Origin of the sequence: Burkholderia sp. LMG 13014 (genome assembly GCF_905232215.1) — a bacterium.
In the GTDB taxonomy this organism is placed as follows: Bacteria; Pseudomonadota; Gammaproteobacteria; order Burkholderiales; family Burkholderiaceae; genus Burkholderia.
The window spans coordinates 1-3202 of the sequence record NZ_CAJNKE010000645.1 but is presented as its reverse complement, the minus strand read 5'-3'; the positions used below and the strand labels follow the sequence as shown (position 1 = coordinate 3202).

Here is a 3202-nt window from a genome sequence, read left to right as displayed (position 1 = left end):
CGTCACGCACGCGAACAGCGCGACCGTCACGGCGGCGCTGCCGAGGTCCTTCGCGCGCTTGGAGAGTTCGTGGCGCTCGAGCGAGATGCGATCGATCGCGGCCTCGACGCTCGAGTTCAGCAGTTCGACGATCAGCACCAGCAGTACCGACGCGATCAGCAGCGCGCGCGAGGCGGCCGGCACCGGCGCGAACGCGCCGATCGGGAGCATCAGCGCGGCGAGCGTGAGCTCCTGGCGAAATGCGCTCTCCTCGCGGATCGCGACGCGAAAGCCGTTCAGCGAATGCTTGAGGGCGTACCAGGCGCGCGTGATGCCGCGGTGGCGCTTGTACGGGTTCGGCGGCAGCGGCGTCAGTTGATCGTCGGGGCCGAGCGGTTCGTGCGCATGCACGTCCGCTTCGGCGTGCGGCTCGTCCTCGTCGAACGGGCGGTGCCGTTGCGGCGTGGCGTCGGGGGGCGGGGTCTTGTCGTTCAGGTCTCGTTTCAAACGGCGGCACCTTCGGCTGGCGAGTACGCGGTCTTCGGCAGCGGCTTCAGATGCGACGCGAACTGTTCGGATGCCGCGCGCCACGAGAAGCGTTCGGCCCACGCGCGCGCAGTCGTGCGTTCGATCTTCAGCGCCTCGAGGCAGGCTTCCTGCAGGTCCTCGTGCATCGCGCCGGCGTCGCTTTCGCCGAGCACGTCGATCGGGCCCGTCACGGGATAGGCGGCCACCGGCGTGCCGCAGGCGAGCGCCTCGAGCAGCACGAGGCCGAACGTGTCGGTGCGACTCGGGAACACGAACACGTCGGCCGCAGCATACACCTTCGCGAGTTCGGCCTGTGACAGCACGCCGAGATAGTTCACTTCCGGATAGCGCGACTTCAGCTCCGCGAGCGCGGGGCCTTCGCCCGCGACCCACTTCGAGCCGGGCAGGTCGAGGCGCAGGAACGCCTCGACGTTCTTCTCGATCGCCACGCGGCCCACGTACAGGAAGATCGGCCGTGCGGTATTGAGCACCTTCGATTCCATCGGCCGGAACACGTCGAGATCGACACCGCGGGTCCACAGCACGACGTTCGTGAAGCCGAACTTCTCGAGGTCCTGCTTGACGACCGGCGTCGGCGCCATCACCGCGAGCGACGGGCCGTGGAACCAGTGCAGGAAGCGGTAGGTCGCGGCGAGCGGGATGCCGAAGCGCGCCTGCACGTATTCCGGAAAGCGCGTGTGGTATGCGGTCGTGTACGGCAGCTTGCGCGCACGCGCATAGCGCCGCGCGGCGAGGCCGAGCGGGCCTTCGGTCGCGATGTGCAGCGCGTCGGGTGCGAACGCATCGATCCGCGCGCGCAGCTTGCGGTACGGCAGGATCGACAGGCGGATCTCGGGGTAGGTCGGGCAGGGCACCGTGCGGAATTCCAGCGGCGTCAGCAGTTCGACGCGGTGGCCGAGCGCGGTGAGTTCGCGCGACGTGCTCTTCAGCGTGCGCACGACGCCGTTGACCTGCGGTTCCCACGCGTCGGTGACGATCATGATCTTCATCGCGGCTTTGTCCTGTAAGTAGGGGTGTGTCAGGCAGTGGCCTTGGCCTTGCGCGACGTGGTCTCCGACGGTGCGGCACGCATCACCGTCCAGTAGACGATCTTCAGTTCGCCTTCCATCGTCTCGACAAGCGCGGACAGGCTTTCGACCCAGTCACCGTCGTTGCAGTACAGCACGCCGTCGATGTCGCGGATCTCCGCCTTGTGGATGTGACCGCACACGACGCCGTCGCAGCCGCGGCGACGCGCCTCGTCGGTCATCACGGTCTCGAACTGCGAGATGAAGTTGACGGCGTTCTTGACCTGGTGCTTCAGGTACTGCGACAGCGACCAGTACTGGAAGCCGAGCCGGCTGCGGATCCGGTTGAACCAGCGGTTCAGCACGAGGATCAGCGTGTAGAGCGTGTCGCCGAGATACGCGAGCCATTTCGCGTGCTGGATCACGCCGTCGAACAGGTCGCCGTGTACGATCCACAAACGTTTGCCCGCGAGCGTCGTGTGGAACGCCTCGCCGCGCACCTGGATATCGCCGAACGCGAGGTCGCAGAACTGCCGGGCCCCCTCGTCGTGGTTGCCGGGGATGTAGACGACCTGCGTGCCCTTGCGCGCCTTGCGCAGGATCTTCTGCACGACGTCGTTGTGCGCCTGCGGCCAGTACCAGCCCTTCTTCAGCTGCCAGCCGTCGATGATGTCGCCGACGAGGTACAGGTACTCCGAATCGTTGTGGCGCAGGAAATCGAGCAGGTACGGCGCCTGGCAGCCGCTCGAGCCGAGGTGGATGTCGGACAGCCAGATGGTCCGGTAGCGATGGGTAGACGAATCGGGATCGTCATGCTGCGTGGCGTGCCCGGCAGGTGGGTCTTGCGACACCAGCCCGTCGGTTGCGGCAGAACCGGACAGGAATGCTGTGGCGGCGCGGGCGCCGATGGGGTGACGGAACAGGGAGGTCGCGGACGTTTTCTGGCCCATGCATGACTCGCGCCGGTTGACATTACCGGCATTCCGCCATGCGGGCGTGACTGTGCCGTGACAGTCACGAGACGTTCTTATTACGACCGCTGTAGGGTGTTTAGCAGTGAATGACGGGACGTTGCGTAACCTGCCGTACGGAACGTCCGGCCGTTGTCCGGCAAGGCTGTCGGGGCGGGTGGGCGTTGCCCCGGCGAGATGCTTTGGTCTGGTGAATGTGGCGCGTCAGCGTGGCATCGCGACGACGCGCGTGCGTGCGATCCGGTCGTGCGGAAACTGGCGGTCGGCATGCAGCCGGGCGGCGCCGGCCCACGCGACGATCCACGCCGCAGTGAGCGCGAGCGTGACGGGCACCGACAGGCCGAGGAGCGGATGCAGCGCGAGCGGCGGCAGGAACCACAGCCAGCCGAGCGCATAGCGGACGAGCGCGTGGCTCGCGCTCAGCGGCCGGCCGCTCGACGATTCGAGCCGCAGCCGCCAGGTTTTCATCGGCAGCGTCTGGCCGCCGTGCGTCCAGAACCAGACGAAGTACGCACCGACCACGAGCGCGATCCAGGCGGCGAGCAGGTTGTGATGGACGAGGCCGTTGCGCTGCTGCGTCGCGAGGCTGAACGCAAGCCCGGCAAAGAACACCACGCCGAACAGCAGCACGCCTTCGTAGAGCAGCGCGGCGAGACGCCGCCGCACGGACGGCGCGGCGGCCGGGGTTTCGTGGGC

General features: G+C 67.4%; 4 protein-coding genes. All 4 read right to left on the bottom strand.

Annotated features, from left to right (window positions below):
• Nucleotides 1–486 (bottom strand): diacylglycerol kinase (locus JYJ84_RS32430; protein WP_205189974.1); only part of this gene is annotated, 486 nt, incomplete at its 3' end.
• Nucleotides 483–1517: a glycosyltransferase family 1 protein gene (locus tag JYJ84_RS32425; protein ID WP_122945913.1), complete on the bottom strand. Its 1035-nt coding sequence runs from the start codon at nt 1515–1517 to the stop codon at nt 483–485. The genes JYJ84_RS32430 and JYJ84_RS32425, both read right to left, overlap by 4 nt.
• Nucleotides 1518–1546: 29 nt before the next feature.
• Nucleotides 1547–2485, bottom strand: a complete 939-nt coding sequence (locus tag JYJ84_RS32420) for a UDP-2,3-diacylglucosamine diphosphatase (RefSeq protein ID WP_122945912.1) — start codon at nt 2483–2485, stop codon at nt 1547–1549.
• A gap of 225 nt (nt 2486–2710) precedes the next feature.
• The coding region (locus tag JYJ84_RS32415) for an RDD family protein (RefSeq protein WP_240201933.1) at nt 2711–3202 on the bottom strand (492 nt) is incomplete at its 5' end.

Excerpts from the sequence above, each read along its gene's own strand:
- JYJ84_RS32425 (WP_122945913.1), bottom strand. The coding sequence starts at position 1,517 with ATGAAGATCATGATCGTCACCGACGCGTGGGAACCGCAGGTCAACGGC.
- JYJ84_RS32420 (WP_122945912.1), bottom strand. The coding sequence starts at position 2,485 with ATGGGCCAGAAAACGTCCGCGACCTCCCTGTTCCGTCACCCCATCGGC.